This window comes from Rhizobium sp. BK275, assembly GCF_014193555.1.
Classification (GTDB): domain Bacteria; phylum Pseudomonadota; class Alphaproteobacteria; order Rhizobiales; family Rhizobiaceae; genus Rhizobium.
On sequence record NZ_JACHZL010000003.1, the window covers coordinates 53,200 to 79,059 of the forward strand.

A 25,860-nucleotide genomic window follows, 5' to 3' on the forward strand; every position below is an offset into this window, starting at 1 on the left:
TTCCAGGTTTAAATCAGTAGCCCTGACCCTTCTTCTCTTCATAGACCTTCATCGGGTCGTCAGCCGGCGTATAGAGCTTGGACTCGGTCTGGATCCACTTCGGCGGAGCCTTCTTGTCCTTCAGGTAGGCTTCGAGCGCATCAAAGGCCGGACCCGACATGTTCGGCGTCAGCTCGACCGTGGCATTGGCCTCGCCTTCGGACATGGCCTTGAAGATATCCGGCACGGCGTCGATGGAGACGACGAGGATATCCTTGCCCGGCTTCAGGCCGGCCTCCTTGATCGCCTGGATGGCGCCAACCGCCATGTCGTCATTATGGGCATAGAGAGCGCAAATATCCTTGCCACCGTTCTCGGCCTTCAGGAAACTTTCCATGACTTCCTTGCCCTTGGTGCGGGTGAAGTCACCGGTCTGGCTGCGAACGATCTTCAGGTTATCGTGGCCGGCGAGGGCCTCTTCGAAGCCCTTCTTACGAGCGATGGCCGGCGACGAACCGGTCGTGCCCTGCAGCTCGACGACATTGCACTTCTTGTCGCCGACGGTTTTGACCAAGAAGTCGCCGGCGACCTTGCCTTCATGGACCAGGTCGGAGGTAACCGCCGTCAGATAGAGATCGTCAGGAGCCTTGATGGTACGGTCGAGAAGGATGACCGGAATATTGGCTTCTTTGGCTTCCTTGAGAACGTCATCCCAGCCGGTTTCGACAACCGGAGCAATGAGAATGGCGTCAACGCCCTGAGCAATGAAGGAGCGCAGAGCCTTGATCTGATTTTCCTGCTTCTGCTGCGCATCGGCAAACTTCAGATCAATGCCACGCTTCTTGGCCTGCTCCTTGGTCACGGTCGTTTCAGCCGCGCGCCAGCCCGATTCCGAGCCGATCTGCGAGAAACCAACGGTCAGGCCGGCAGCCGAAGCCGAACCAAACATGCAGGCAGCCAGAATCGTGGCACTCAAAAGTGCAGTCTTCAATTTCATGATTTCCTCTCCCAATGCCGCGTCTCGCGGCGCAGGGTCAAAAAATCATATAGTAATACTTTTGTAAATGAGCATTTTGGTATGCACTGCAGCAAAAAAGGCGCTCTTTTCAGAGCGCCTTTTCGCAACTGCGAGTTACAAACTCTGCTTACTGCGCCGGCAGTTTATCATCCACGCCTTCAACGTAGAAGTTCATGCCGAGCAGCGTGCCATCGTCAGCCTTTTCGCCGGCCTTCAGCCAGGGCGTGCCGTCCTGCTTGTTGATCGGACCGGTGAAGGGATGCAGTTCGCCGGACTTGATCTTGGCTTCGGTTTCCTCAGCCATCTTCTTCACGTCGTCAGGCATGTTCGTGTATGGCGCCATCTTGAGAATGCCGTCCTTCAGGCCGTCCCAGCTCTGCTCGGACTTCCAGGTGCCATCCAGAAGCGCATGGACGCGCTTGGAGTAGTAGGTGCCCCAGGTGTCGACGATTGCCGTCAGCTGCGCCTTGGGGCCGGCTGCGATCATGTCGGATGCCTGGCCGAAGGCGTGGATGCCGCGCTCTTCGGCAACCTGCATCGGCGCGGTCGTGTCGGTGTGCTGGGTCAGCACGTCGACGCCCTGGTCGATCATGGCCTTGGCGGCGTCGGCTTCCTTGCCCGGGTCGAACCAGGTGTTGACCCAGATGACCTTCAGCTTGAAGCTCGGATCGATCGACTTGGCGCCCTGCTCGAAGGAGTTGATGCCCATCACGACTTCCGGGATGGGGAAGGAGGCGATGTAGGCAGCGCCGTGGTTCTTCGAGGTCTTGGCGGCGATCTGGCCGAGGATGTAGCGGCCTTCATAGAAGCGCGAGTTGTAGGTCGCGAGATTCGGGCCGGCCTTGTAACCGGTGCCGTGCTCGAACTTGACGTCCGGGAACTTGGCAGCAACCTTGACCGTCGCGTCCATGAAGCCGAAAGACGTCGTGAAGATCAGCTTGCAGCCGGAGCGGGCAAGGCGCTCGATGGCACGCTCGGCATCCGGACCTTCCGGAACGTTTTCGAGGTAAGGCGTTTCGATCTTGTCGCCGAATTCGGCCTGGACCTGCTGGCGACCCAGATCGTGTGCCTGCGAATAACCGCCGTCGGTGTGCGAACCGACATAGACGAAGCAGACCTTCGTCTTGTCCGCTGCCTCGGCGGCGGAGGAGATGCCGATCACGGCTGCAGCCGATGCGGCAAGTGTGAGTGCGAACTTCTTCATGATGACCCCTGTTGGTTTGAAGATTTTCCGGAAACCCATCTCTCTGTTCTTGTTCTATCGCTCCGGTACGAAGGCTTTTCCAAGCGACGCGGGCGTATTGATCAACGTCGTGCGCCGATTATGAGAAATGATGATGAGAACCACAATAGTCGCGGCATAGGGCAGCATCGAGAGAAACTGCGAGGGAATGCCGAGACCGAAAGCCTGCGCGTGGAGCTGCAGGATCGTGACCGCCCCAAAGAGATAACCGCCGGCAAAGACCCGCCACGGGCGCCAGGAGGCGAAGACGACAAGCGCCAGCGTGATCCAGCCGCGGCCGGCAGACATGTTTTCCGCCCATTGCGGCGTATAGACGAGCGAGAGCTGTGCGCCAGCAAGACCGGCACAGGCGCCGCCGAACATGACAGCCAGATAACGCGTGCGGATAACATGGATGCCAAGCGCATGAGCGGAGCCGTGACTGTCGCCAATCGCTCTTAGCTTCAAGCCGGCGCGGCTGCGGAAAAGGAACCAGTTCACGCCGAAGACGAGCGCGATCGACAGGTAGAAGATGAAATCCTGCTTGAAGAGAACCGGGCCGACAACAGGAATATCGGAGAGGAGCGGAATGACGATCTCCTCCAGCCGGATGCCGGGCACGCTGACATAGGCCTCGCCCAACTGGCCGGACAGACCGAGACCGAGAAGGGTCAGCGCCAGGCCGGTCGCCACCTGGTTTGCAACCAGCGTCAACGTCAGGAAGGCAAAGAGCAATGAGAAAAGCGCGCCGACGACGATGCCGCCGATGATGCCGACATAGGGCGAACCCGATATCTGCGCGCCGGCAAAAGCGGCGACCGCACCCATGATCATCATGCCCTCGACGCCGAGATTGAGGACGCCGGAGCGCTCCGCCACGAGTTCGCCGAGTGCCGCGATGACAAGCGGCGTGGAGGCGGTGATAACCGTCAGAAGAATGGCTTCGAAGATGCTCATGCCGCGCCACCCCTTACCCGCGACCAGACGATGCGGATTTTGTAATAGATCAGCGTGTCGCAAGAGAGCACGAAGAAGAGGATCAACCCTTGGAAGACGCGGGTGACCTTGTCGGAAACACCGATCGAAAGCTGTGCTGCCTCACCGCCGAGATAAGTCAGCGCCAGCACCAGACCCGAAGCGATGATGCCAAGCGGATTGAGACGGCCGAGGAAGGCAACAATGATGGCGGTAAAGCCGTACCCCGGCGAGATCGCCGGCTGCAGATGACCGATCGAGCCTGAGACTTCGCAAATGCCGGCAAGGCCGGCCAGCGCGCCGGAGAAGAGAAAGCTGAACCAGATCATCCGCTTGGACGAGAAGCCTGCAAAGCGCCCTGCCCGTTCCGATTGGCCGAGCACGACGACCTCGAAGCCCTTCAGCGTGAAGCGCATCATGAACCAGACGAGAACAGCCGCGACGATGGCGAAGATGAAACCCCAGTGGGCACGGCCCGATTCCTCCCAGATTGCCGGCACGATCGCCTCCGGCGCAAAGTCGCGCGAAACCGGGAAATTGAAGCCCTTCGGATCGCGCCATGCACCGCGTATCAGCCAGTCGAGGTAGAGCTGGGCGATATAGACCAGCATCAGCGACGTCAGGATCTCGTTGGTGTTGAAATGCGCCTTCAAGAGCGCCGGAATGGCGGCAAACAGCGCGCCGCCAAGCGCGCCCAGGATAAGCATCAGCGGCAGCACCAGCGGCGAATGCCAGTCGTAGAAGATGATCGGGATATAAGAACCGGTGATCGCGCCGATGGTGAACTGGCCTTCAGCGCCGATATTCCAGTTGTTCGAGCGATAACAGACGGCGAGACCAACGCCGATCAGGATCAGCGGGGCTGCCTTGATCGCCAGCTCATGCAGCGACCAGACTTCCAGAAGCGGCTCGACGAAGAAGGCGTCGAGCGCCTCGACCGGATCCTTGCCGAGCATGGCGAACATGATCGCGCCTGCGATCAGCGTCAGGACGAGAGCGAGAAGTGGTGAAATGAAGGCGTAGAGTTTCGAGACCTGTGGGCGCTTTTCAAGCTCAATGCGCATGAACAGCCTCCGCGGCATGCTTGCCTTCATGCAGGCCGCCCATCAGCAGGCCGATCTTTTCGCGCGTCAATTCGTCAGCCGGATAGGGACTGGAAAGCCGTCCTTCGGAAATGACGGCGATATCGGTCGCCACTTCGAAGATCTCGTCGAGATCCTGGCTGATGACGACGACGGCCGAACCGGCTTTTGCAAGATCGACAAGGGCCTGGCGGATGCGGCTTGCGGCACCGGCGTCGACGCCCCAGGTCGGCTGATTGACGACGAGAACAGCCGGCTGGCGGTCGAGTTCGCGACCGACGATGAATTTCTGCAGGTTGCCGCCGGAGAGCGAGCCTGCCGCGGGGTCATCGCCGCTCTTGCGCACGTCCATGACCTCCGAAATGCGCCGGGCTGCGGATTTCACCGCGCCTTGGCGGATGATGCCGAGGATACCAAGGAAAGCCTTGCGATCCGACTGGCTGCGAGCCAGCACCAGATTGTCGGAGAGTTTCATGGCGGAGACGGCCGCATGGCCATGCCGCTCCTCCGGCACGAAGCCGGCGCCGAGCAGGCGTCGGGCGGTGATGCCCTGCGTACCGACCGGTTTCTTTCTGATAATGATCGCTTCGGCAGACGAGACCGGATATTCGCCTGACAGCGCATCGAAAAGCTCGCTCTGTCCGTTGCCGGCCACACCGGCGATTGCGAGGATTTCTCCCGAGCACACCGTCAGGGAGACATCGCGCAGCGGCATGGCAAAGGGTGTGCGCGCAGAGACGGAGAGGTTCGAGACGGCAAGCTGCACCTCGCCCTTGTCGTTGCGCTCGGGATGGGTAACGGCTGCCACCTCGCTGCCCACCATCATGCGGGCGAGAGAAGCGGGCGTCTCCTGCTTGGGATCGCAGGCGCCGGTCACGCGGCCGTGGCGAAGGACCGTAGCGCGATCGCAGATACGCTGCACCTCTTCCAGGCGGTGGCTGATATAGAGAACGGAGCGGCCCTCGCCACGCAGCTTGAAGAGGGTTTCGAAGAGCCTGTCAGCCTCCTGCGGCGTCAGCACCGAGGTCGGCTCGTCAAGGATGATGAGCTTCGGGTTCTGCAACAGCGCGCGGACGATTTCGATGCGCTGGCGTTCTCCGACCGAGAGATCGGCAACATGGGCATGCGGGTCGAGCGGCAGGCCATAGGCCTCAGACAATGCCCTCGCCTCTTCGGCGATCTTGCCGATCGGGATGCTGTCATCGAGGGAAAGCGCAATATTCTCGGCAACAGTCAGTGCCTCGAAGAGCGAGAAATGCTGGAAGACCATGCCGATGCCGAGCTTGCGGGCCTCGCCCGGCGAGGTAATCGTAGCCGGCCTGCCCTCCCACAGGATCTGTCCGTCCGTCGGCTCCAGAACGCCGAACAGCATCTTGACCAGTGTGGATTTGCCTGCACCATTTTCGCCGAGAAGCGCATGAATTTCGCCCGGCGCTATATCGAGATCGATTTCATTGCAGGCGGCAAAGCTACCGAAGAATTTGGTCAGCTTCTGCACCGATAACAACGCGCCGGAAGCCGGCACATTCAATGGCGACACGTTCCCCTCATTTCTTCTGCCGACCGGTCCGTTTGGATCTCATGGAATCAGCAGCGTCGTTCCGGTTGTTTTTCTTGTTTCCAGATCCGCGTGAGCCTGCCCAACCTCACGCAGCGGATAGGTTTGGTTGATATTGATACGCACTTTGTTGCTCTGCACAACATCAAATAGATGGTTTGCACAATCGGTCAGTTCCTGACGCGAGGCAATATACGTGAAGAGCGTCGGGCGCGTGGCATAGAGCGAGCCCCTTTGGGCGAGGTGCGCCATCGTGAAATTCTCAATGGCGCCAGAGGATTGGCCGAAGGAGGCGAAGAGACCGCGCGGCTTCAGGCAATCCAGCGATTGCGGAAAAGTGTCGCGGCCGATCGAGTCATAGACCACGTCGACGCCCTTGCCGCCGGTGATTTCCCGCACGCGTTCGGCGAAATTTTCAGTCTTGTAATTGATGACGTGGTCATAGCCGTGGTCAAGCGCCAGTTGCACCTTGTCGGCGGAGCCTGCCGTGCCGATGACGGTTGCGCCGAGCGCCTTTGCCCACTGGCCGGCGATGAGGCCGACGCCGCCGGCTGCAGCATGGAACAGTAACACCGTCTCAGGACCGACCTTGAAGGTGCGGTTCAGAAGGTATTCGGCCGTCATGCCCTTCAGCATCATGGCGGCCGCGGTCTCCAGGCTGATACCCTCTGGTACCTTCACCAGATGTTTTGTCTCGATGTTGCGTTCGGCGCTGTACGCGCCGTCGGCGCTGGCATAGGCAACGCGGTCGCCCACGGCAAAATCGGTCACACCGAGACCGACTGACGTGACGACGCCGGCGGCTTCCTTGCCGGCCACGAAGGGCAGTTGCGGCGCCTTATAGGTGCCATCCCTGAAATAGATGTCGATGAAATTCAGGCCGATCGCTTCCTGACGGATCTGCACCTGACCCTCCGAGGGTGGCGGCAGATCGATATCGACATATTCGAAAACCTCGGGTCCACCGTTTCTGGAGAAAGAAACCGCCTTCGTCTTTGTCATTTGTATCTGCCTCACTTGCGTCCGAGCGCTGGGAAGAATTGGAGCACCGCACCGATCACGTAAAGATAGATGCCGCTCACGATGAAGAGAACGACGGCCCATTGCGGCATGTCGAAGTGCATCAGCAGCGAATAGGCACCAAGCGCCGACCACAGCAGAAAGATGCCGAGGTTCAGCGGGCGCAGGCGCTGGACCCGCACGGGATGCAGGAAATTGATCGGCAAAAAGGTCAGGATCACGGAGACGGTGACGACGATAAAGGCCGTCATCTCGCTCGCATGCATGACGAAGAGCGTGAAGACCACCATGTTCCAGACGACGGGGAAACCGGAAAAGAAATACTCCTCCGTTTTCATGCCCGTATCGGCATAATAGATCGCGCTCGACACGACGATCATACCGGCGGCGGCGAAAGACCAGGGCTCGCCGATCATGCCGCTTTGATAGAGTGCGAAGGCCGGCAGCAGCACATAGGTCACGTAATCGATGATATTGTCGAGCGTATCACCCGACCAATTGGGCAAAACTTCCTTGACACGCACTTTGCGGGCGATCGGCCCGTCGATGCCATCGACCAGGAGCGCAAGACCCAGCCACCAGAACATGTCGACGAAACGGTGCTCGGCGGCAGCGACCACGCCGAGAAATGCCAGAAAGGAGCCGGAGGCCGTCAGGATATGGACGGAAAATGCGCGCATTTCCGCGTAAGGAACGCGCTTGTAATTGAAAATCTTCATGTTCCCCCGTACCATCTGTCGCGCCCGCGCCGCGGCGGGCGTCGTTTTTTTCTTGAAACGTGCCACGATCTTTCAGATCGCTCGCCACGCTTCAGGTCTTTGTTTGACGCATGTCGTTGTCGCAAAATCGCATGAACACTTTTGCGCGACATGCTTTAATATGCATCCTTTGAATAGCTTAGCCAGCGCAAAAGCGACAGTTCGCCACAGGCCGGCGAATCCTGACCGTGACATGCATATTTCGCTCCTCAGCCATGCGATGGAATGGATTGCCTTTAATTTAGCGGGGTTTTGTAATATCTGCCTCGCATGTGATGATTATCTTGCGAACGACGAGCCCGATATCGAAATGAACGCTCCTGCAAAGACCGAAGAATTCGCCTCCGCCATTCCCGCCGGTGTTTATGCCGAGACGGTGCTGAGCGTGACGCATTATACCGACCGGCTCTTCCGCTTCACGATGACCCGGCCGGATGGTTTCCGCTTCCGCTCGGGCGAGTTCGCGATGATCGGCCTCATGGTCGATGGCAAGCCGATCTTCCGTGCCTATTCGATCGCAAGCCCGGCCTGGGCCGAAGAGCTGGAATTCTTCTCCATCAAGGTGCCGGATGGCCCGCTGACCTCGCATCTGCAGGCGATCAAGCCGGGCGATCAGGTGCTGATGCGCAAGAAGCCGACGGGCACGCTGGTTCTTGATGCGCTGACCCCCGGCAAGCGCCTCTACATGTTCTCGACCGGCACAGGTATTGCGCCTTTCGCGAGCCTCATCCGCGATCCGGAAACCTACGAGAAGTTTGACGAAGTCATCCTCACCCATACAGCGCGCGAGATTTCCGAGCTGAAATACGGCTTCGATCTCGTCGACGAGATCCGGAATGACGAACTTCTCCAGGAAGTGGTCGGTGACAAGCTGCGTCACTATGCGACCGTCACCCGCGAGGATTTCGACTATCGCGGCCGCATCACCGACCTGATTTCCTCTGGCAAGCTCTTCACCGATCTCGGCGTCCTGCCAATCGATCCGGCGGTTGACCGCGGCATGATCTGCGGTTCTTCCGCGATGCTGAAGGACACCAAGGAGCTTCTGGAAAAGGCCGGACTCGAAGAGGGTGCCAACAGCAAACCCGCCGAGTTCGTGATCGAACGCGCCTTCGTCGGCTGAGGCTGCGATACGGATTTCCAGGCAACGGCTCCGGAAACGGGGCCGTTTTTATTTCTGGCTCAGATAATCGATCAACGCTGCCATCGTCAGGCGTGCTTCATCGACCTCGCCCTGATGAATGGCTGTGATCACTGTGACATGGAGAGAAATGGAGCGATCCATCCTTTCCGGATTCGCAGTCGAATACCACAGACGTCGGGAATGGGTCTGCACCGGCCCGAGGGCCGCGGTGATGAAGCGGTTCGGACACACATCCTCAAGAATCTCGTCGAAAGCCTTGTCCGCAGCGAAAAAGCCTTTCAGATCGCCCCCGACAGCACATTTCTCCATAGCGGCGGCACATTGAATGAGCCGCGCCCTCTCTTCGTCATTCGCCGCGTCGGCGACCAATGCCGCCGCTGCCGGCTCAAGCTTGCGACGCACCTGCATGACATTCGCATGGTCTTCGGCGTGGATCTCGGCGATCTGCAGACCGACACGCGGCTTCACCACGATCAGCCCCTGCCAGGCGAGTTTCTGGATCGCTTCGCGCACCGGTGTGCGGCCATGGCCCGCAAGATCGATGAGCTGCTTCTCCGTCACCAGCGCACCGGGCGCCAAAGCCAGCGTCACAATGGCATGCTCTAGCGCCAGATAGGCGAGATGGCTTAGCGATTCCTGCATACGGGCGAATCCGAAACTGATATATCAATACTGGCACGGTTAAATGCCAAAGACAAGTTATGCTGATATATCAAAGCCATGCAGCATGCGAGAACAATCCCGTTATTCGTGGCGCAATGCCTCGATGGGATTGAGCTGGGCTGCGCGTCTCGCCGGAAAGAAGCCGAAGATCATACCGATCGCCGCCGAAAAGACGAAGGCGATGAAGATGATGAGCGGGCTGACGACGAAGGGCACGTTCAGGAAACTGACCGTACCGTAGGCAAGCGTCAGACCGAGCATGATACCGGCTATGCCGCCGAACAGCGACAGGGCGACCGCCTCGACGAGGAATTGCGTCAGCACCTGATTTTCGAGCGCGCCGATGGCAAGGCGAATACCGATCTCACGGGTGCGCTCGGTCACCGATACCAGCATGATATTCATGATGCCGATGCCGCCGACGAGCAGGCTGACGGCGGCGACCGCACCAAGCAGACCGGTCAGCAGTGTCGTCGTGCCGGTCATCGCCTCGGCGATCTGCGTCATGTCATTGACGTTGAAATCATCCTGGCGGCCGGGAATGATCTTGCGGCGTTCACGCAGAAGGTTTTCGACATCGGCCTGCACCTTTGAGGTCGACACGCCGTCACGCGCCGAAATGAGGATGGTCGGCACGTTGGAACTGCCACTGATGCGCCGCTGGAAGACCTTGACCGGCATGATGACGACATCGTCCTGGTCGTTGCCCATGCCGGACTGACCGCGCTTTGCCAATACGCCGATAACAGGGCAGGAAACCTTGCCGACACGGATCTGCTGGCCGGTCGGATCGGCGGCGCCGAAAAGCTGTTCGCGCACGGTCTCGCCGATGATGCAGCGCGACTGGCCGCGCTCTTCGGCGGGTGTGAAATTGCGGCCGAGCGCCAAATCCCAGTCCTGCGCGATGAAATAGTCGTTGGTCGTGCCGTAGACGGTGGTGGAATGGTTCTGCCCGCCGAAGATGACGGTTGCCGTAGACTGGTTGGACGGCGCCACGGCGCGCAGACCGGGAACCTGATCGCGGATCGCTTCGACATCTTTCAGCGTGAAACGCCGCGCCTCGGCGCTGGCGCGACCGGGACCGAATTGGCCGGGACGTACAAAGAGCATGTTGGTGCCGAGGCGCGACAGCTCGGTTGAAACCTGCGCCGTCGTGCCGTTGCCGATCGTGACGAGCGCGATGACGGCGGCAACACCAATGACGACGCCGAGCACAGTCAGGAAGGAGCGCAGCAGATTGCGGCTGATGGCGCGCAGCGCGAGCTTCAGCGTCTCAAAGAACATGTTCCGCCCTCCGCTGGTGCTCCGCTTCTGTTTCGAGCTTGCCGTCGACGAAGCGCAGCAGGCGCCCTGCGTAAGCTGCGATATCAGGCTCGTGCGTAACCATGACGATGGTGATACCCTGTTCGCGGTTCAGCCGCGTCATCAGATCCATGATCTCCATGCTGGTCTTGGTATCGAGGTTGCCGGTCGGCTCGTCGGCAAGCAGCAGGGCGGGTTCGGTGACGATGGCGCGGGCGATCGCTACGCGCTGTTGCTGGCCGCCGGAGAGTTCCTGCGTCTTGTGATGCTCCCGGCCCGACAGGCCGACGAGGCCAAGCGCTTCCCTCGCCCGCTTACGCCGCTCGCCGACCGCCATGCCGCGATAGATCAGCGGCAGTTCGACATTCTCGACCGCCGATGTGCGCGACAACAGGTTGAAGCCCTGGAAGACGAAGCCGAGCATATGGCGGCGCAGAAGCGTCAGCTGGCTGCGATCGAAACCGCTGGTCGAAATGCCCTGGAAAACATAATCGCCGGAGGTCGGTACATCGAGGCAGCCGAGAATATTCATCGCCGTCGACTTGCCGGAGCCCGACGGTCCCATGATCGCGACGAATTCATGCGTGCGGATCGAAAGGTCCACATGATCGAGCGCGCGGATGGCCGCAGCGCCCTCACCGTAGATTTTCGAGACCTGCCTGAATTCGAGCAGCGGCGGGCGTTCCATCATCGACTCCCGTCAGTTCGTCCGCGCTGCGGCATCGGTGATGATTGCGTCTTTTTCGGCAAGCTCGCCGGACGTAACCTGCGTGAACTGGCCATCGGAAGATCCCACCTGAATCACCACCGGCGCAGGCTGGCCGCTACGAAGCACCCAGACGCGGCGTTGGGTGCCGGTCAGCTTGGAATCGCCGCCACCACCGCTGCGCGACAGGCGAGGCGGACGAAAGAAGCTGAAGATGCCGCGGCTGCCACGCGTTTCCATCTGCGGCGGGGCGTAGCGGAGGGCCGCATTCGGGACCATCAGTGTATCCTTGACGGCCTCGACAGTGATGTCTGAGGTCGCAGTCATGCCGGGGCGCAGCAGCAGGTCGGCATTGTCGACTGAAAGGACCGCCTTGTAGGTGACGACATTGTTGACGACCTCGGAGGCAAAGCGGATCTGCTCGATGACAGCAGGGAAAATGCGATCCGGATAGGCATCGACCGTAAAGGTCGCCTTCTGGCCGACGGCGATCTGGCCGACATCGGCTTCATCGACATCCACCTGCAGCTCCATCTTCTTGAGATCACCGGCAATGGTGAACAGCACGGGTGCCGAGAGCGAGGCAGCAACGGTTGCGCCGGGGTCGACGGAGCGGGTCAGGATCACGCCATCAATCGGCGAGACGATCTTCGCCTTGCCGAGATTGACCTCGGCAAGCTGCAGGTTGGCCTCGGAAGCCAGCACGTCGGCCTCGTTGATATCCTTGGCGGCGACAGCCGAGTCATATTTGTAGGTCGCGTCGTCAAGGCTCTGCTGCGTGGAGACGTTGCTTTTGACAAGGCTCTTCAGACGGTCGAGCGAGGTCGCGGCCGACTGCAGATCGGCATTCGCCTTGACCACATTGGCTTTTGCCGAATTGAGCTTGGCACGAGAACTCTTCACGTCGGCTTCCAGCTTGTTCGTATCGAGTACGGCCAGAACATCACCTGCCTTGACGGTGCTGTTATAGTCGACATTGACGTCGCGCATCGTGCCCGACAGTTCGCTCGATATATCCACTTGCTGGGTCGGCTGGACGGAACCCGTGGCAGTGACGAGCACCGTCAGGTCGCCGCGCTTGACCGGCTGGGTCGTGTAGCTGAACTCGGCGCGGCTTCGGCCCATGTAGAAGTAGGCAGCAGCCGCGGCGGCAAGGATCAAAAGCACCAGGACGATCAGCCGGCTACGCCAGCGACGCCCCCTGCTCTGCCGGCCGGCAGCAAGCACGGCAGCCAAGTCGGCGTTTGCGCCTGTTACGGAACCGGTCTCTTTGCCAGCCTCCAAATTGTCCATCTAATCCTCGATATATGCTTCGCCGTATCAGCCCTGCTTCAGGCCGAGATAATCATGCCGAAGATGAACCCAACATTACCGATGCCCTGACGATGGCACGGAAATGCGGCTGAAAAACATGAAATATTCGTAAGGAAACAGCTGGATGGCGCAGTCAGCGAAAGCCGTTCGGCAACGAGCTCCGCGGGCTCTATGCGAATATTCAGGCTGCATCTGGCACGGCGATTTCTGTGCCGCTTTCGGTCAACCTAGAGCGATCCGCGGCTCTGGAAAGGCCGCGGTATCGTTCAAGCTCTAACGTGCAGGCAGGATTGCAGCGCCACCCGCAGCCTGAACCGCGAGACTGCCCATGGCAATACCTTCGCGCAGGCAGATATCGGGGCTCGCGCCGCCAAGCCAGGCGTGGATGAGCCCGGCATTGAAGGCATCGCCCGCGCCCGTCGTATCCACGACCTTGACGGTCGGGGCATTCTGATGGAGGCGCATATTACCGGCCGTATAATAAGCACCGCCAGCGCCTGCCTTCAGCGCCACCATCGGGAAGCGCGTCGCAAGCCTGTCCAGTGCTTCAGCCGGATCGGAGCATCCGGTGATGGCAACGGCTTCCTCGACATTCGGCAGGAAGAGATCGACGCCGGCGCAGCAATCGAGGAAATCACGCTGGTAGATCAGGGTCTCATCCCAACTCGGATCGAGCGATACGGTAAGGCCGTTCTCCCTGGCTTTTCCGACCAGGCCGGGAACTTCTGCGAGTGTTGCAAATTCCGCTATGTGGAGATGACGCGCCTCGCTCCAGGCAAGCGCTTCGCCAAGCGTTGCCGGTTTCGCGCCGCCAGCGCGGCGGGAGAGGAAGGCCCGCTCCTCACCATTGTTGATTGCGACGGTGACCTGCGGACCGGCATCGGCGGCCCGATCGAGAAAGCGTAAATCGACGCCGCTCGCCTGCAGTTCCGTGGTCAGGCCGCTCGAAAGCCCATCAGTCCCGAGACGGGAGAGCAGAGCGGTCTTGCGACCGATATGGGCCGAATAAGCGGCCATAATGAAAGCTCCGCCGCCTGCCGCGATGCGCAAGTCATCGGCGAATATCTCACGCCCGAGAACGGGCATGGTCTCCAGTCCTGTGAAGATCAGGTCGCAATAGATCCGGCCGATGCTGAGCACCGCCGATCGCATGTCACTATCAGATGTCATTGGCGCCCGAGGGCCTTTTCCGTTTTTGCATCGAAAACATAGAGAGCACCGGAGGCCGCATGGGCATTCACGACGCCGCCGACGGCCGGTATCACCTTACCGGGGGCGGTTGCAATCACCGATGTGCCAGCGACATCGAAATGCACCAGCGTCTCGGCTCCGAGCGGCTCGACTGCGGTGACTGTGCCTGAGAGCGACAGCACGCTGCCCCCCTCGCCGATAACAAGATCATGCGGCCGCACGCCGATCAGGTGCGGACCGCCCTGCCCGATGCGGATGCCATCAGCCGCAGCAGTGCCTGGCAAAAGGTTCATCGACGGGCTGCCGATGAAGCGCGCCGTAAAGACATCGGCGGGGTTTTCATAGATATCCATCGGCGTTCCCGCCTGCAGAATATGGCCGTCCTTCATGACGACGATCCGGTCGGCCATGGTCATGGCCTCAACCTGATCGTGGGTGACATAGACGATCGTCGTGCCCAAACGCTGGTGCAGGCGCTTGATCTCGATGCGCATCTGGGTGCGAAGCTGTGCATCGAGGTTCGAGAGCGGCTCGTCAAAGAGGAAGGCGGAAGGGTTGCGCACCATGGCGCGGCCGATCGCGACGCGCTGGCGCTGACCACCAGAGAGAGCCGCCGGACGGCGAGCGAGATAGTCCGTGAGGCCGAGGATCTGTGCCGTCTCATCGATGCGCTTGTCTTTTTCCGCCTGCGAGAGCTTCGAGGTGTAGAGGCCGAAGCCGATATTCTGGCGTACGCTCATATGCGGATAGATGGCGTAGTTCTGAAACACCATGGCGATGTTGCGCTGTTTCGGTTCGCGCTCGTTCACCACCTCGCCGCCGATCTTCAGCGTGCCGCCCGAGATGTCTTCGAGGCCGGCGATCATGCGCAGCGTCGTCGACTTGCCGCAGCCGGACGGGCCGACGAAGACGACGAATTCACCATCGGCGATCGCGAGATCGATGCCGTGCACGACATCGAGCTTGCCGTAGCGTTTGACGAGCCCCTGCAGTTCGATATTTGCCATCAGGCGGCCCCCATCAATGTCGTGAATCTGGTTTGAAGTTCTTCAGCAGCGGCGGCTTCGCGCGCTGCATTCTCCTGTGCCTGTCTGGCGAATGCGGCAGCCTTTTCCTGGTAGGCTGCAAGCGCATCCGCCATCGGTGCCGGCGCAGGACCGCCGAAACGGGCGCGGACGGCAACGAAATGTTCCGGCGAGACGATCTCGGCAAATTGCGCCTTGTCGATACCGGGTTTGCGGCCAGCCAATTCTTGGAAAGCTGCGAGGAAAGGCTCGTAGCCGTCATCCGAGAGACCACCACCCTTGGCGACCACCTCGCGAGCGACGGTCGCGGCAATCTCATGCGCCTGCCGGAAGGAGAGCCCTTCCCGACGTACCAACGAATCCGCAAGCTCGGTGATCGTAATGCAGGAGCGGCGGATGTTTTCCGCAACGCGCTCTGGATCGATGCTGATCTGCGCGACGAAGGCGGCGAGCAGGTCAAGCACACGGCCTGCCGAATGGAAGGCCTCGTAGCCCACGCCCTGCGTCTCGCCCTCGCTGTCGTTCATGTCGGTGAAAGGCGTATTGTGCATCACGTCGAGCACGGTGCGGGCGCGTCCGAAGGTCTGGCTCGCCAGATGACGCATATGCTCGATCGGCACCGGATTGCGCTTCTGCGGCATGATTGAGGAGATCTGCACCAGCGCGTTCGGCACATAGATCTGGCCGACCTCGAAGCTCGTCCAGAACTGCAAGTCCTGAATAAGCCGGCCGAGATGCAGGAACATCAGTTCGATGGCGCTATAGGTCGAGGTCGTGTAGTCGACGGCTGCGATGCAGCTGTAGGAATTGCGCAGTGGCGCGGCAAAGCCGAGCAGTTCGGCGACGCGGGCGCGGTCGATCGGGAAGCCAGAGGTTGTGATCGCCGCAGCACCCATGGGGCTGAGGTTGACGATCTCACGGGCTTCCGCGAAGCGTTCGATATCGCGGATCAGCACTTCGATCGCCGCCGAGAGATAATGGCCGAAGGTGGTCGGTTGGGCCGGCTGGCCGTGCGTATAGGCGACGATCAGCGTCTCCTTTTCCCAATCGGCGGTGGCAATCATCGCATCGAGCAATTTTCGCGCCTTGACCATCAGCGCGTCGATGCGCTCCTTCAGGCCGAGCTTGAACAGCGTGTGGTCGATGTCGTTGCGCGAACGCGCCGTATGCAGGCGGCCAGCAATATCGACGCCGATACGGGCCTTCAGTTCCTTTTCGATCAGGAAGAAGAAGTCCTCTACCTCGCCGGTATAGACGAGCTTTTCCGGGTCGATGTCGCGGTCGATCGCTTCAAGCGCGGTGGCGATCTTACCGGCCTGCTCTCGGTCCAGAATGCCGGTTTCGACCAGCATCACCAAATGGGCACGGTCAATGCGGCGGAAGCCGTCGACATGATGCGTCTTGGCGCCATCGAAAAGCGGCTTTAGCACCGTTTCCTTATAGACCGGATCAGGAAAGACGCTCCTGTCGGCCAAGCGTGGATTGGTTTCGGTCATGTTCTATCCCTTCAGACCGGCCAGCATGACGCCGCGTACGATGTAGCGCTGCAGCACCAGGAAGACGAGCAGCGTCGGCAATGTCGCGAGGGCTGCACCGGTCATGATCATTTCCCATTGAATGGATTGCTCGACGGCAAAGCTCGAGAGGCCGACCGGCAGCGTGTAGAGTTCGCGGCTGGTGGTGACGATCAGCGGCCAGAAGAAAGCCGTCCAGTTGCCGAGGAAGGTGAAGATGGCAAGTGCCGAGAGCGCCGGGGTGACAAGCGGCATCGCCACTTTCCACCAGATCTGGAATTCGTTCAGGCCGTCGATGCGGGCAGCCTCCAGAAAATCGTTCGGGACCGTCTCGAAAAACTGCTTCATCAGGAAGGTGCCGAAGGCCGTCATCATGCCTGGGAACATGATGCCCCAGTAGCTGTCGAGCCAGCCGAGCTGGGCCGACATCAGATACCAGGGGATGACGAGCATTTCCGTCGGGATCATCAAGGTCGAGAGGATCGCGAGGAAGATCAGGTAGCGGCCCCGGAACTCGAACTTGGCGAGCGTGTAGCCGACGAGGCTGTCGAAGAAGACATTCGAGAGCGTCACTGTGCAGGCAACGATCGTCGAGTTCAGGAACCAGCGCATGAAGCGGCCGTCGGAGAGAACCGTGATATAGTTCCGCAGCGTCGGCTCGGCCGGGATGAGGCGTAGGTCGTAGACCTGGCCTGCCGTTTTCAGCGAGGTCGAGAACATGAACAGCAGCGGCGAGACCATGATGAGGCCGCCAATGAACAGCAGCGTCCAGGTGATGATCGCACCGGGGCGGATATTGGCTTTCGGCAGCGGTGCCGCGGTAGCGGTCGTCACGGCGCTCATTTACGTTCCCTCAGGATCCAGAGCTGCAGCAGGGAGACACAGAGGAGAATGGCGAAAAGCACCACGGTCTGCGCCGCCGCATACCCCATGTTGTAGGATGAAAAGGCCGTCTGATAGATCATGAGAACCAGAGGCTTGGTCGATCCGAGCGGGCCGCCGGGATCGTTCGTCGTCATGTTGTAGACCTGGTCGAAGATGCGGAGGAAGCCGATCGACGAGAAAACGACGAGGAAGACGGTCGTCGGTTTCAGGAGCGGCAGCGTGATCTTCCACAGGATCGGCCATTCGCCGAGACCATCGATCTTCGCAGCCTCGTAGAAGGTGTTCGGAATGGCGCGCAAACCGGCCATGAAGATGATGATCTGGAAGCCGAGCCCGGCCCAGATGGCCGTGACCATGATCGATGGCAACGCCTGATCGACGGAGCGGATGAACTGCTGCTGCGGCAGGCCGACCATGCCGAGCACATCATTGATGACGCCGATCGGGGCCGGCTGGTAGAACCAGCGCCACACCCAGGCCATCGCGGCGGCCGTCGTCAGGAATGGCAGGAAATAGAGCGCGCGGATCAGCCCGTGCAGAAAGCGCACACGATCCAGGAAAAAGGCCACGACGAAAGCGACCACGAGACTGATCGGCGTGCCGATAATCAGATAGGTGAAAGTGTTGCGAAAAACCTTCCAGAACTGCGGGTCGTTATAGAGCTTCACATAATTGGCGACGCCGATGAATTTGGGCGGCTTCATCAGGTTCCAATTGGTGAAGGACAGGTAGAAGGCCTGCAGTGTCGGATAAAAGCGGATCACGCAGTAAAACAGGATCGGCAGGGCCAGGAATGCCCAGACCCGGACGAGGCGCTTCTGGCGCATCGTCAGCCGATCCCACAACGATCCGGCGGGACGGCCGATAGCCGCCCCTTCCGTATTCGCGGGTGCGGAGCTCATGGCCGTCCCTTATTTGTTCTTGGCGTTGTCGATGATTTCCTGCTCGGCGGTTGCGGCCTGAGCAATGGAATCTTCGGGCGACTGACCTTCGAGGAGAACGCGGTTGACCATATCGATGGCATTCTGGCGCTGGCCGGCTTCGTCCACGAAGAGCGAGGTGTGCGAATAGGCGAGCGCCTTCAGGAACGGCGCATAGATCGGGTTCTTGAGGTTTTCGTCTGTCAGAGCGGCTTCGCGGCGAGCCGGCAACTCGCCGACCGTACCAAGCCAGATCTTCATGGCCTCCGGCGAGGTCACGTAGGCGAGGAACTTCTTGGAGGCCTCCAGCTTTTCGCCGGAGACCTTGGCACCGATACCGTTGGCGAAATAGCTCGCATAGTTGGAGCGCAGGCCATCTGCGTTAGCCGGAAGTTCGGTGACGCCCCATTCGAAATCCTTGATGCTGCCGAAGGAGCCGAGACGGAAGGTGCCGTCTATGGTCATTGCCGCCTTGCCGCCGCGGAAGGCGGCCTGGCCTTCGTCCATGAAGCCAGCCTGGCCGACCTTCTTTTCGGTCTGCAGGCTGGTGTAGAATTTCAGCGCCTTCAGGCCGGCATCGCTATTGTAGGTGACCTTGGAATAATCTGATGTATAGGGCTCGCCGCCGAACTGGCGGATCAGCACTTCGCGCCACCACTGGTGATCCTGGCCGCCCATATCGAGCGTCGTGCCTTCGACGGCAATGTTGCCGGCGGCATCGCGCTTGACCGTCTTTTCGGCGGCAGCCACGAATTCATCGATGGTCTGCGGCGGCTTGCTCGGGTCGAGGCCAGCTTCCTGGAAGAGCTTCTTGTTGTAGAAGAGCGCCAGCGAGCGGACGGCGGTCGGCAGGCCGTAATAATCGTCGCCGCGCTTCATGGCGCTCACGATCGGAAAGAAGTCCTTCTCGATCTGGTCATGCGGGAAAGCGTCTGATGGCAGGGGCTGCAACAGGCCGCCGGCGATGAACTGGTCGAGCCAGCCGTAGAAGAGCTGCATCACATCGGGACCGTTGCCAGCGAGATTGGCCGCTACGACACGCGTCTGGTAGTCGGCATAGGGGAAGGTCGTCTGCTTGACGGTAATATCGGGATTGGCTTTCTCGAAATTGGCGATCAGCTGATCCATCGCCTTGACGCGCGTATCGTAGACATACTGCCAATATTCGATTTCCACCGCCTGGGCGCTGTTGACCGCAACCATGCTGATGCCTGCAAACAGGCCGGCAAATAAGATTCCGCGACGCATATTATCCCTCCATTGCCGAGCCGGCCTTCATGCCGCTCGCGCTCATCTGGTTCCCCAGGACATCCCGCGATTTCGCCGGCGCCCCGATTTGATTGGCTCGGGAAGATGGAACTGAGGCTCCTCCTTCCTCGGCATCGCAGTGCGACCTTTTCAGGCTGGTTCGGACGGAAGGTTTTGTCAATAAGATAATTTAGTTTAATTATTCTATTGCTCCTTTCATGATATCGGCGCTATCCATATCGGCAGAGACGAGGGCGGAGAGATGACACGGCAATCCGGCAAGCAGCAGATCGCGATGGGCAAGAACCCCGAGCGCAGCCGCGACCATAACCGTCGTGTCGTTCTCGATGTCGTGCGCATGCATGGCTCGCTCGGCCGCATGCATATTGCCAAGCTCACGCATCTGACCGCGCAGGCCGTTGCCAATATCGTCGACGAGCTCGTCAGCGAGCAGTTGCTGATGGAAATTGGCCGGCTACGCTCCGGCCGTGGGCAGCCGCCGATCCAGTTTGCCGTCAATCCTGATGGTGCCGTTACCATCGGCGTCGAAATCGCCGCCGACCATATGGTGACGACGGTGCTGGATCTCTCCGGCAAGGTGCGCTCCGAGACCATTATGCCTGTGGAGAATACGAGCCCGGAGCATATCGTTCCGCTCTTTGCCGGCGAGGTGAAGAAGGTCCACAAGCGCTTCCCATCAAAACTTCTCGGCATTGGTGTCGTCATGCCTGGCCCCTTCGAAATCGAGGGCATGAGCTCGGTCGGCCCGACTACCCTGCCCGGCTGGAGCAGCATCAATCCGGCTGCGGTGCTGAGCGAAGCCAGTGGCGAGACCGTCATCGTCGAAAACGATGCGAATGCTGCAGCTGTCGGCGAGCGGCTGTTCGGTGCGGGCCGGACCATCTCCAGTTTCTGCATGATCTATTTCGGCGTCGGCGTCGGTCTTGGCCTCATCCATGACGGTGCGCCTTTCCGTGGCGCTTTCGGCAACGCCGGTGAAATCGGCCACGTTGTCGTTGCCCCGCGCGGAAAACCCTGCCCCTGCGGCCAACGCGGCTGCCTGGAGCGTTACGCCTCTCTACATGCACTGAAGGAAAAGCTCGCCGAGGCCGGTTATGAGAATGCCGATTTTGCGGCGATCGAAGTGCTGCACCGGGAAGGCAATCCCGTCGTGAAGGAATGGATCGCTGAGACTGCGGACTATCTTTCGCCGATGGTGGCGATGCTGGAAAACGTTCTCGATCCGGAGACCGTGATCCTTGGCGGTGCACTGCCCGATGCGGTCATCGACGAGATCGTCGCGGCGATGCAGACGCTTCCGGTTTCCGTTGCCAGCCGGCGCACGCGCGCGCTTCCGCGCGTCATCCGCGGCCAGACGGGACAGCTGACGGCGGCACTCGGCGCTGCCGCCTTGCCGCTCTTTGAAGCCGTCACCCCCAAACTCGATATTTCACCGACCGCCGCCGCCGATAACGCAGCCTAAGAAAGCGCGCCGCCCGTCTGCCCCAAGGGAGGAACCATGCTGACCGATCGAGACCGTATTGAAAGACAGAAGCGGAGCCTCCCGCTCACGCGTCTGCATCGGGCGCTGTCGCGCCTGACCTCGACCGTCACCATGATGAATACCGGCGCCCATCCCGACGACGAGCACAACGGCCTGCTCGCCTATCTGCGTCTCGGTCTCGGCATGCGCGTCGTCGTCGCCTGCTCGACACGCGGTGAAGGCGGGCAGAATTCGCTCGGGCCTGAACGGCTCGGCGCGCTCGGCATTGTGCGCAGCCGCGAGATGGAGGAAGCGGCGCGCGAACTCGACGCCAATATCCACTGGCTCGGCCATGGTCCTGAAGATCCGATCCATGATTTCGGCTTCTCCAAGAATGGCGACCGGACGTTCGACCGCTGGGGCGAAAAGCGCATCGTCGAGCGGCTGGTGCGGGCCTACCGCGCGGAGCGTCCCGATATCGTACTTCCGACCTTCCTCGACGTACCGGGGCAGCATGGACATCATCGCGCCATGACGCGGGCGGCGGAAACCGCAATAAGCCTTGCGGCCGACGCCTCCGCCTTTCCGGAACATCTCGACGAAGGGCTGGCGCCGTGGCAGGTGGCAAAATTCTACCTGCCCGCATGGTCAGGCGGCGGCGATACCTATGACGACGAAGTGCCGCCGCCGGCCACGACGCTGCCGCTCGAAGCCTTGGGCCTCGAACCTGTCAGCGGCGTCAGCTACGCCCACATCGGCGAATGGTCGCGTTATTACCATGCCTCACAGGGCATGGGCCGCTGGCATGATATCGGCGACAATGAATGGCCGCTGCACCTGAAACTCAGCGCCGAAGGCTCCGTTGCGGAGACCTCCATTCTCGATTCGCTTCCCTCGACGCTGGCTGATCTTGCACGGGAGACGGAGCTGCCGCAAACGGTCGTCGATGCGCTGATGCGGGCAGATGGCGCGATCGGCAAGGCGATCGAGCGCTTCCCGGAACGATCCGCCATTGTGGATGCGCTGCTGAAAGCGGCAGCCGAAGTTGAAAGAGCGCTTGCCGATGCGCCCGAAGCATTCCTCGATGCGCACGGCCATCGTCTGCGACGCAAGCTTGTGGAAATCGAGGCGGCATTGTGCGAGGCCGAGCAGGTCTTCGTCCGGGCCGTTGCCGAACCTGCCGAACTTTCGCCTGGCGCGACCAGCAAACTGACGCTCCATCTCAGCGGCAATGCCGGCACTGCGGTATCCGATGCGGATCTAAGATTGCCCGAGGGCGTCTCGGCCAGTCTGAAGGAAACCTCGCCGCTATCGATCGTCTACGAACTGAGATCGACGGCCGATGCCCCTCTCACCCGGCAATACCTGCCGACATGGTCGAGCCTTGGCGGCAACGGCAATGCTTCCGTCGAAGTCAGGGCTCGGATCGGCGGCCGTTCAGTAAAGGTGACGGTCGATCTCGAAGAGCCGCTTACCGTCGCGCCGCAACATTCGCTGAGCCTCCAGCCCAACGCGTTCATCCTTCCCGTAGATGGCAACAGGCAGGAACTGACGATCAAAGCTGCTTCCGCGGGGCGTATCGGCTTTTCCGCTCCGGCCGGCTGGACCGTCAAGGAAGACAACGGCGCTCTCAAGCTTTCGCCTCCTGCCGCTATAACACCCGGCCTCCTCGCCATCGCGCCGCTTGTGGATGGTCAGCCGGCCATGCGCATCTCGCCGATCGCCTATCCGCATATCGGCCGCACGAGTTTCCGTGAGCCGGAGCGGCTGCGGGTTCTGGCGCTCGATCTTAAACTGCCTGATGGCGCGAAAATCGGCTATGTCGGCGGCGGCGCGGATCGCGTCGGCCTCTGGCTTGATCGCATGGGGCTCGATGTCACGGAGCTTGACGCACAGGCTCTGTCAGGCGATCTCTCCCGCTTCACGACCATCGTCATCGGCATCTTCGCCTTCGGCATGCGTAAGGATCTGGCGGCCGCGACGGCCCGCCTGCATTGCTTTGTCGAAGAGGGCGGCCATCTGCTGACGCTCTATCACCGCCCAAGCGACGGCTGGCAGCCTGATGCCACGCCGCCAAAGCGGATCGAAGTCGGCTCTCCCTCCCTCCGCTGGCGCGTGACCGATCCGACGGCTGACGTCACCGTGCTGGAGCCCGCACACCCGTTGCTGCAGGGGCCGAACAAGATCACCTCCGCCGACTGGGATGGCTGGGACAAGGAGCGCGGCCTCTATTTCGCCTCCCGCTGGGACGATGCCTATGTGCCGCTCGTTGCGATCCACGACCCCGAAGAGCAGCCGCTCAAGGGCGCGCTGATATCAGCCGAAATCGGCAAGGGCCGGCATACGCATACGAGCCTCGTGCTGCATCACCAGCTCGACAAACTCGTGCCCGGCGCCTTCCGGCTGATCGCCAACCTCGTCCAGCCCGCCTGAGGCGAGCGAAATGGATGGCTTTACAGCAGCCAGGGACAGCAGTTTCGGCATCGTCTGGCTGCTTTCCGATACGACGCTGGTGACGGGCATGACGGTGTTCGTGAAGATGCAGGGCGCATCCTATCCGGCTATCCAGCTCGTCTTCATTCGTGCGCTGATCGGGCTCGTGCTTATCCTGCCGTTGATCTGGCGCCATCGCCGGCAGCTTGCCAATTCCAGAGATCCGTTGCGCAACGTCATGCGTATCAGCTGCAACGCTGTGGCGCTGACCAGCAATTTCGTCGCGCTTACTATGCTGCCGCTGGTACTGGTCAATGCGCTGGGTTTCACCCGGCCGCTCGTCTCGATGCTGATGGCTGTCGCCATGCTCGGCGAAAAGGTCAGCCGCTGGCGGTGGATCGGCGCGGTGCTTGCCTTTGTCGGCGTGCTGATCATGCTGGCGCCGGATACATTCGCCTGGAATATAGGGTTGGTGGCGGTGCTGCTCTCCATCATCTTTGGGGCGCTGGCGACAATCCAGACGCGGATGCTGCATAACGAAAATACGACAGTCATGATGGTCTTCTACACGGCGGGTCTGACCGTCATCACCGTCCTTCCCGCGCTCTTCGTCTGGCAACCGGTACGCAGCGAGGACTGGCCCGCCCTGCTCGGCATCGGCCTTCTGGCACAACTTGGGCAATTCTGCTTCCTGCGCGCCTATCAGATTGCCAGCGCCAGCCTGCTTGCCCCGTTTGGTTATCTGTCGATCGTCTTTGCGACTGCGAGCGGATACTTCTTCTTCAATGAGGTGCCCGATCTTCGCACGCTTATCGGCATCGTCGTCATCATCGCCACACTGCAGGCAATCACCTTTCTGGAGCGGCGGAAGAATTAACATAGCGTCGACCACATTTACTGATGAACGGGTCCCATATCCCCCGCGTTCGATCGTGATGGCCGGGCAATGCCGGTTTTGAAAAATGGTGGCGGGCAAGAAATGTGCCCAATACAATGAATAGGAAGATTTTTCGGTTGACCGCGATAGGTCAGCTGCCTATGTTCCGCGCACTTCCAGCCGGGGTGCTTCGCACCCGCGGAGAGGGAGAGCGTAGCTCAGCTGGTAGAGCAACTGACTTTTAATCAGTAGGTCATGGGTTCGAGCCCCATCGCTCTCACCATAACTGCCTTTCTTTTCACCGAAGTAGAGATAACGATTTGCGAATCGACGTAAGGTTGGCACGCGGAGAACCCAGGCGTCAGCCTGATCCGCCAGTCCGGCGATCGACGTCCGAGAATGCGAGACGTTCAGTGTCGTTGCCTTTATGAGAATGATGCGCCTTTCGGTGCTGGAGATTGAAATGGCGAAAAAGACTAGAGAACCGAAGCTTGAGCACTCTGATTTTTCCGGCGAGTTCGAAGACGGTGGAGTAACCGTACTCGTCGATATATTTCGGCCGGCAGGCACCAACGGAGACTGGACCCTCGAAGTCATCTCGCAAACCGAAGTCGTGACCAGCTGGGAAGACAAATTCGCCACGGACCTGGACGCTTGGGAAGAATTCCTGGCCACCGCAGAACGAGATGGCGTGCAAAGCTTTCTCGATGAGGATGAGGACGAGCCGCAACTGCATTGACGGGATGCTGCCAGGCGCAGATGAGCAAGACGAATTTCAAGTTGCTCGCCGCAATACTGGCAGCTCGATGTCCCCTCCTATCACCATCAATAGCTGCAGGAACGCCCGTCTCTCGGCCTGAAACCATCCTGGCATGCTCTGTTCAACGAATCTCCTGGCACGTAGCCTGATGCGGACCCGTAGGAATTCGGGGGAGTTGCGCATGCCGTCAACACCGAAATGCCAATCAGCGCTCCGACTGCCACAAATGCCCGAAATCTGCTCATCAATGCTTCTCCTCGTGGATTCTCTGGCGGCAATCTATCACGCAGTCACCGCAACTGAATGGGCTTTATACCGGAAAGGCTTACAGCCCATTTCCACGGCGCTGGCTCCTGTGACTATCATTTACCTGGAATCGAACGTCCAGGCATCGGAGCAGTCTATTAGCCATCGTGGCGATGCAGAAGCGTATAAACATCCAGCAGAACTTCGTCAGCGATCTCCGCGATTCGATCCAGTCCGCCATCCAGGCGCTTTCGGTCGCAAACGCATCGGCGCGCCAGCAACAGGCCCGGACGAGCAGCGAGAGACCCGGCATCGGCCTCTCGCTTACCTAGCCGGACCTCCCGGCATTTGCAGTGGGGTGTCCGCAAATGCCCGGCCATACCAGCGAGAGCGCGTGAGTCGATCCATTCACAGTGCCTGTCGTGGTTTATGCGCGGTTAATATCCACATGCTCTGTCCCGCTTCGGAACGCACGGGTCCGCGGGCCAGCTCCGATCAGCGCAAAAAGGTGATTGGCAATCGCCCTGCTGCGGCGGT

General features: G+C 60.3%; 24 protein-coding genes and 1 tRNA gene. 7 read left to right on the forward strand and 18 right to left on the reverse strand.

The genetic code is table 11. The features are described from left to right. Positions 1-13: 13 nt before the first annotated feature. The 7 genes from ytfQ to pcsA all read right to left on the reverse strand — a co-directional run bounded on the left by ytfQ (position 14) and on the right by pcsA (position 7,573). Positions 14-976 carry a galactofuranose ABC transporter, galactofuranose-binding protein YtfQ gene (gene ytfQ, locus FHT82_RS10080; RefSeq protein WP_183729361.1) on the reverse strand — a complete coding sequence of 321 codons (963 nt, stop codon included), beginning with the start codon at positions 974-976 and terminating at the stop codon, positions 14-16. Between the two features lie 148 nt (positions 977-1,124). Next, positions 1,125-2,201: a BMP family ABC transporter substrate-binding protein gene (locus tag FHT82_RS10085; RefSeq protein WP_183729364.1), complete on the reverse strand. Its 1,077-nt coding sequence runs from the start codon at positions 2,199-2,201 to the stop codon at positions 1,125-1,127. A 54-nt stretch (positions 2,202-2,255) separates the two neighbouring features. Then, on the reverse strand, positions 2,256-3,176 hold the full coding sequence (locus tag FHT82_RS10090; protein WP_183729367.1) for an ABC transporter permease: 921 nt from the start codon (positions 3,174-3,176) through the stop codon (positions 2,256-2,258). After that, a complete protein-coding gene (locus FHT82_RS10095) occupies positions 3,173-4,258 on the reverse strand; it encodes an ABC transporter permease (protein ID WP_183729370.1) in 1,086 nt (361 codons plus the stop codon). Before FHT82_RS10095 ends, FHT82_RS10090 begins: the two co-directional genes overlap by 4 nt. Next, positions 4,248-5,816: an ABC transporter ATP-binding protein gene (locus FHT82_RS10100; RefSeq protein ID WP_183729373.1), complete on the reverse strand. Its 1,569-nt coding sequence runs from the start codon at positions 5,814-5,816 to the stop codon at positions 4,248-4,250. Before FHT82_RS10100 ends, FHT82_RS10095 begins: the two co-directional genes overlap by 11 nt. A gap of 39 nt (positions 5,817-5,855) precedes the next feature. Next, positions 5,856-6,836: a quinone oxidoreductase gene (locus tag FHT82_RS10105; protein WP_183729376.1), complete on the reverse strand. Its 981-nt coding sequence runs from the start codon at positions 6,834-6,836 to the stop codon at positions 5,856-5,858. Positions 6,837-6,847: 11 nt separating this feature from the next. Further along, on the reverse strand, positions 6,848-7,573 hold the full coding sequence (gene pcsA, locus FHT82_RS10110; RefSeq protein WP_183729379.1) for a phosphatidylcholine synthase: 726 nt from the start codon (positions 7,571-7,573) through the stop codon (positions 6,848-6,850). A gap of 349 nt (positions 7,574-7,922) precedes the next feature. On the opposite strand from pcsA, the gene FHT82_RS10115 reads away from it, so the two are divergent. After that, positions 7,923-8,735: a ferredoxin--NADP reductase gene (locus FHT82_RS10115; RefSeq protein ID WP_183729382.1), complete on the forward strand. Its 813-nt coding sequence runs from the start codon at positions 7,923-7,925 to the stop codon at positions 8,733-8,735. Positions 8,736-8,783: 48 nt separating this feature from the next. On the opposite strand, the gene FHT82_RS10120 is transcribed toward FHT82_RS10115, so the two are convergent. From FHT82_RS10120 to FHT82_RS10165, 10 genes are all read right to left on the reverse strand, one after another. Beyond that, positions 8,784-9,398, reverse strand: coding sequence for a GntR family transcriptional regulator (locus FHT82_RS10120; RefSeq protein WP_183729384.1), 615 nt, complete (start codon positions 9,396-9,398; stop codon positions 8,784-8,786). A gap of 102 nt (positions 9,399-9,500) precedes the next feature. After that, the gene (locus FHT82_RS10125) at positions 9,501-10,703 is read right to left on the reverse strand and encodes an ABC transporter permease (RefSeq protein ID WP_183729386.1); all 1,203 of its coding nucleotides are present in this window, start codon (positions 10,701-10,703) and stop codon (positions 9,501-9,503) included. Next, positions 10,693-11,409 carry an ABC transporter ATP-binding protein gene (locus FHT82_RS10130; RefSeq protein ID WP_183730986.1) on the reverse strand — a complete coding sequence of 239 codons (717 nt, stop codon included), beginning with the start codon at positions 11,407-11,409 and terminating at the stop codon, positions 10,693-10,695. Before FHT82_RS10130 ends, FHT82_RS10125 begins: the two co-directional genes overlap by 11 nt. A 12-nt stretch (positions 11,410-11,421) precedes the next feature. Next, positions 11,422-12,720, reverse strand: coding sequence for an efflux RND transporter periplasmic adaptor subunit (locus tag FHT82_RS10135; RefSeq protein ID WP_183729389.1), 1,299 nt, complete (start codon positions 12,718-12,720; stop codon positions 11,422-11,424). 294 nt (positions 12,721-13,014) lie between these two features. After that, entirely contained in the window at positions 13,015-13,911 is an 897-nt protein-coding gene (locus tag FHT82_RS10140) for a sugar kinase (protein WP_183729390.1), read from the reverse strand. Next, the gene (ugpC, locus tag FHT82_RS10145) at positions 13,908-14,939 is read right to left on the reverse strand and encodes a sn-glycerol-3-phosphate ABC transporter ATP-binding protein UgpC (RefSeq protein WP_183729392.1); all 1,032 of its coding nucleotides are present in this window, start codon (positions 14,937-14,939) and stop codon (positions 13,908-13,910) included. The genes FHT82_RS10140 and ugpC overlap by 4 nt, the downstream gene beginning before the upstream one ends. Beyond that, positions 14,939-16,453 (reverse strand): argininosuccinate lyase, encoded by a 1,515-nt coding sequence (gene argH, locus FHT82_RS10150; RefSeq protein WP_183729394.1) that lies wholly within the window; start codon positions 16,451-16,453, stop codon positions 14,939-14,941. The genes ugpC and argH overlap by 1 nt, the downstream gene beginning before the upstream one ends. A 3-nt stretch (positions 16,454-16,456) precedes the next feature. After that, positions 16,457-17,314, reverse strand: a complete 858-nt coding sequence (locus FHT82_RS10155; RefSeq protein ID WP_183729395.1) for a carbohydrate ABC transporter permease — start codon at positions 17,312-17,314, stop codon at positions 16,457-16,459. Continuing rightward, a complete protein-coding gene (locus FHT82_RS10160) occupies positions 17,311-18,183 on the reverse strand; it encodes a sugar ABC transporter permease (RefSeq protein ID WP_348647604.1) in 873 nt (290 codons plus the stop codon). The genes FHT82_RS10155 and FHT82_RS10160 overlap by 4 nt, the downstream gene beginning before the upstream one ends. 84 nt (positions 18,184-18,267) lie before the next feature. Then, complete coding sequence (locus FHT82_RS10165; protein WP_183729399.1) at positions 18,268-19,524, reverse strand: extracellular solute-binding protein; 1,257 nt, start codon at positions 19,522-19,524, stop codon at positions 18,268-18,270. A gap of 262 nt (positions 19,525-19,786) precedes the next feature. On the opposite strand from FHT82_RS10165, the gene FHT82_RS10170 reads away from it, so the two are divergent. The 5 genes from FHT82_RS10170 to FHT82_RS10190 all read left to right on the forward strand — a co-directional run bounded on the left by FHT82_RS10170 (position 19,787) and on the right by FHT82_RS10190 (position 25,056). Further along, the gene (locus tag FHT82_RS10170; protein WP_183729400.1) at positions 19,787-21,007 is read left to right on the forward strand and encodes an ROK family protein; all 1,221 of its coding nucleotides are present in this window, start codon (positions 19,787-19,789) and stop codon (positions 21,005-21,007) included. A gap of 36 nt (positions 21,008-21,043) precedes the next feature. Beyond that, positions 21,044-23,440 (forward strand): PIG-L family deacetylase, encoded by a 2,397-nt coding sequence (locus FHT82_RS10175; protein ID WP_183729402.1) that lies wholly within the window; start codon positions 21,044-21,046, stop codon positions 23,438-23,440. Between the two features lie 10 nt (positions 23,441-23,450). After that, positions 23,451-24,317 carry a DMT family transporter gene (locus FHT82_RS10180; RefSeq protein WP_183729403.1) on the forward strand — a complete coding sequence of 289 codons (867 nt, stop codon included), beginning with the start codon at positions 23,451-23,453 and terminating at the stop codon, positions 24,315-24,317. A gap of 207 nt (positions 24,318-24,524) precedes the next feature. Then, positions 24,525-24,600: transfer RNA gene (locus tag FHT82_RS10185), tRNA-Lys, on the forward strand. A gap of 180 nt (positions 24,601-24,780) precedes the next feature. Beyond that, the gene (locus FHT82_RS10190) at positions 24,781-25,056 is read left to right on the forward strand and encodes a hypothetical protein (protein WP_183729405.1); all 276 of its coding nucleotides are present in this window, start codon (positions 24,781-24,783) and stop codon (positions 25,054-25,056) included. Between the two features lie 86 nt (positions 25,057-25,142). Here FHT82_RS10190 and FHT82_RS30320 read toward each other — a convergent pair whose 3' ends face one another. Beyond that, entirely contained in the window at positions 25,143-25,322 is a 180-nt protein-coding gene (locus FHT82_RS30320) for a hypothetical protein (RefSeq protein WP_246698108.1), read from the reverse strand. A 174-nt stretch (positions 25,323-25,496) separates the two neighbouring features. Here FHT82_RS30320 and FHT82_RS10195 point away from each other — a divergent pair, with 174 nt between their 5' ends. Beyond that, positions 25,497-25,655, forward strand: coding sequence for a hypothetical protein (locus FHT82_RS10195; protein WP_183729407.1), 159 nt, complete (start codon positions 25,497-25,499; stop codon positions 25,653-25,655). The last annotated feature ends 205 nt before the right edge of the window (positions 25,656-25,860 follow it).